General features: G+C 70.9%; 2 protein-coding genes. One reads left to right on the forward strand and one right to left on the reverse strand.

Annotated features, from left to right (window positions below; genetic code table 11):
- Positions 1 to 1,213 (forward strand): ABC transporter ATP-binding protein (locus tag AC1DVT_RS19000; protein WP_477390817.1); only part of this gene is annotated, 1,213 nt, incomplete at its 5' end.
- A 55-nt stretch (positions 1,214 to 1,268) separates the two neighbouring features.
- Here the strand turns inward: AC1DVT_RS19000 and AC1DVT_RS19005 are convergent.
- Positions 1,269 to 3,164 (reverse strand): phosphoenolpyruvate carboxykinase (GTP), encoded by a 1,896-nt coding sequence (locus tag AC1DVT_RS19005; protein ID WP_477390819.1) that lies wholly within the window; start codon positions 3,162 to 3,164, stop codon positions 1,269 to 1,271.
- Between the last annotated feature and the right edge of the window lie 56 nt (positions 3,165 to 3,220).

Consider the following 3,220-nt stretch of genomic DNA (forward strand, 5'->3'; position numbering starts at 1 on the left):
GGGTGTGCGCATCGCCAAGGTGTCGGCCCTCATCGTGCCGATCGCCGGGATCGCGATGCAGCTGTCGCTCCTGGTCGTGCTCGGCGTCGGCGGCCTGCGGGTGGCGTCCGGAGCGATCACGGTTGCGGCCCTCGTCACCTTCATCATGTTCCTGTTCATGCTGATCGCGCCCCTGGGATCGACCTTCGGCGCGATCACCTCGGTGAACCAGGCGCTGGGCGCACTCGGTCGCATCCAGGAGATCCTCGACCTGCCGACCGAGACCCAGGGCGACGCCCAGCTCGCGGAATCGGTCCGCGGTGCGGACGCACCCGTGGCCGGCGGTCCGGACGCCGGGCTCTCCGCGGTCGCGATCGAGTTCCGCGACGTGCACTTCCGCTACCCGGAAGCCGTCGTCGCGGCCCGGCGCAAGGCCGAGTCCGAAGCGCTGGCCGTGCTCGAGAACGCGCACGTCGACACGTTCACCATGGCCGGCGATGTGAGCGTCGATGCCTCAGGGCTCGAAGCGGGGAACGCGCCCGCCTTGGCCCCCGGCGAGGTGCTGCGCGGCGTCTCGTTCTCGGTGCCGCGCGGCTCTCGCGTGGCGCTGGTCGGACCGTCCGGAGCCGGCAAGAGCACGACCCTCGCCCTCATCGAGCGGTTCTACGACCCGTCCGGCGGCGCCGTCCTCATCGATGGCGAGGATGCCCGCACCATCGACCGCGACGGGCTCCGCGCCCGCCTGGGCTACGTGGAGCAGGATGCCCCGACCCTGGCTGGGACGATCGCGGAGAACCTGCGACTGGCCTCGCCCGAGGCATCCGATGCGGACTGCGAGCGCGTGCTGCGTGCGGTGAACCTCGGCGAAGTGCTCGAGCGGAGCCCGCTCGGCGTCGACGCCCCGGTCGGCGAGAGCGGTGTGATGCTGTCCGGCGGCGAGCGCCAGCGACTCGCGATCGCGCGGGCGCTCCTGGCCGCACCCCCGATCCTGCTGCTCGACGAGTCGACCTCGTCGCTCGACGGGCTCAACGAGCAGCGCATGCGCGACGCGATCGACGCGGTCGCCACCGGCCGGACGCTCATCGTGATCGCGCACCGCCTCTCGACCGTCGTCGACAGCGACCACATCGTCGTCATGGACCACGGGCAGGTCGTCGGCCAGGGCACGCACTCCGAGCTCGTCGAGTCCACGCCGCTGTACCGCGACCTCGCCCGCCACCAGCTCCTCGTCTGAGACGACGGATGCCTCGGCCGCCGCGGACGGCGGGCCGAGGCATCCGGAACCGTCGTCAGGCGCGCGCGGCGACCTTCAGGCGGTAGCGCAGGGCGGCGAGCTCGGCCTGGAGCGCGGCCGGGACCTTGCCGCCGAAGCGGGAGTAGAACTCCTCGGTGAGATCAGCTTCGCGCGTCCACAGCTCAGGGTCGACCGCGAAGAGCTCGGCGAGGTCTTCCTCGGTGACCGTCAGCCCGTCGAGGTTGAGGTCCTGCACGCGCGGCAGCCGGCCGATCGCGCTGTCGACGGCGGGCACCTCGCCTTCGATGCGGCGGATGATCCAGTCGATGACCCGTGAGTTGTCGCCGAAGCCGGGCCAGAGGAAGCGGCCGTCGGTGCCGCGGCGGAACCAGTTGACCTGGAAGATGCGCGGGGCGCGGTCGAACCGCAGCTGCTGACCCACCTTGAGCCAGTGCGCGAAGTAGTCCGCCATGTTGTAGCCGCAGAAGGGCAGCATCGCGAACGGGTCGCGGCGCAGCTCGCCGAGCGTGCCCTCGGCCGCCGCGGTGCGCTCGGAGGAGATGTTCGAGCCCATGAAGACGCCGTGGGTCCAGTCGGTGGCCTCGACGACCAGCGGAACATTCGTGGCGCGGCGTCCGCCGAAGAGGATGCCGTCCAGCGGGAAGCCCGCCGGATCATCCCAGTCCTCGGCGATCTGCGGGCACTGCGCGGCGCCGACCGTGAAGCGGGAGTTGGGGTGCGCGGCGGGGCGCCCCATGTCGGGCGTCCAGGGGTTGCCCTCCCAGTCGGTGAGGTGCGCCGGCGGCACATCCGTCAGGCCTTCCCACCACACGTCGCCGTCGGGGCGCAGCGCGACGTTCGTGAAGATCGTGTTGCCCCACATGGTCTCGACGGCGGCGACGTTGGTCGATTCGCCGGTGCCGGGGGCGACACCGAAGAACCCGGCCTCGGGGTTGATCGCCCAGAGGCGTCCGTCGTCACCGGGTCGCAGCCACGCGATGTCGTCGCCGATCGTCTCGACCCGCCAGCCCGGGATCGTCGGGCGGAGCATCGCGAGGTTGGTCTTGCCGCACGCCGAGGGGAACGCGGCGGCCAGGTGGTAGGCCTTGCCCTTCGGCGAGACGACCCGGATCAGCAGCATGTGCTCGGCGAGCCACCCCTCATCGCGGCCGATCACGGAGGCGATGCGCAGCGCGAAGCACTTCTTCGCGAGGATCGCGTTGCCGCCGTACCCCGAACCGTACGACCACACCTCGAGGGTGTCGGGGAAGTGCACGATGTACTTCTCGTCGTTGCACGGCCACGCGGCATCCTTCTCCCCCGGCTGCAGCGGCGCGCCGACCGAGTGCACGGTCCGCACCCACGGCGCTCCGCCGGCGATCTCGCGGAGCACGTCGGTGCCGACGCGGGTCATGATGCCGATCGAGGTGACGGCGTAGGCGCTGTCGGTGATCTGCACGCCGATGTGCGAGAGCGGCCCGCCGACGACGCCCATCGAGAACGGCACGACGTACATCGTGCGGCCACGCATGCTGCCCTCGAAGAGCKGGGTGATCGTGGCGCGGATCTCGGCCGGGGCCACCCAGTTGTTGGTGGGTCCGGCATCGGTTTCGAGCTCGGATGCGATGAAGGTGCGCGCCTCGGTGCGGGCGACATCGCCCGGGTGCGAGCGGGCGAGGTACGAACCGAGCCGCCACTCCGGGTTGAGCTTGATCAGCTTTCCCTCATCCACCATCTGGCGCAGCAGCGCCTCGTTCTCGGTGCGCGACCCGTCGACCCAGTGGACGGATGCCGGCTGCGTCAGGGCCGCAACCTCGTCGACCCAGCGCACCAGCGCGGCGAGTCCCTCCGAGACGATGGCGGGGCGGCCGCCGGGGTCTGTGCGAGCGGKGGTTTCGGGGGCGAGAGCGGGACGGGCGGTGGGGCGGGTGAAGATGTCCGCGAGTGCCATGTCGATTCCTCTTCGATCGTCGGTCAGATCCGTGGTCTTCCTCCACTTTGCGAGAG

This window comes from Microbacterium sp. P2_F9, from assembly GCF_056403635.1.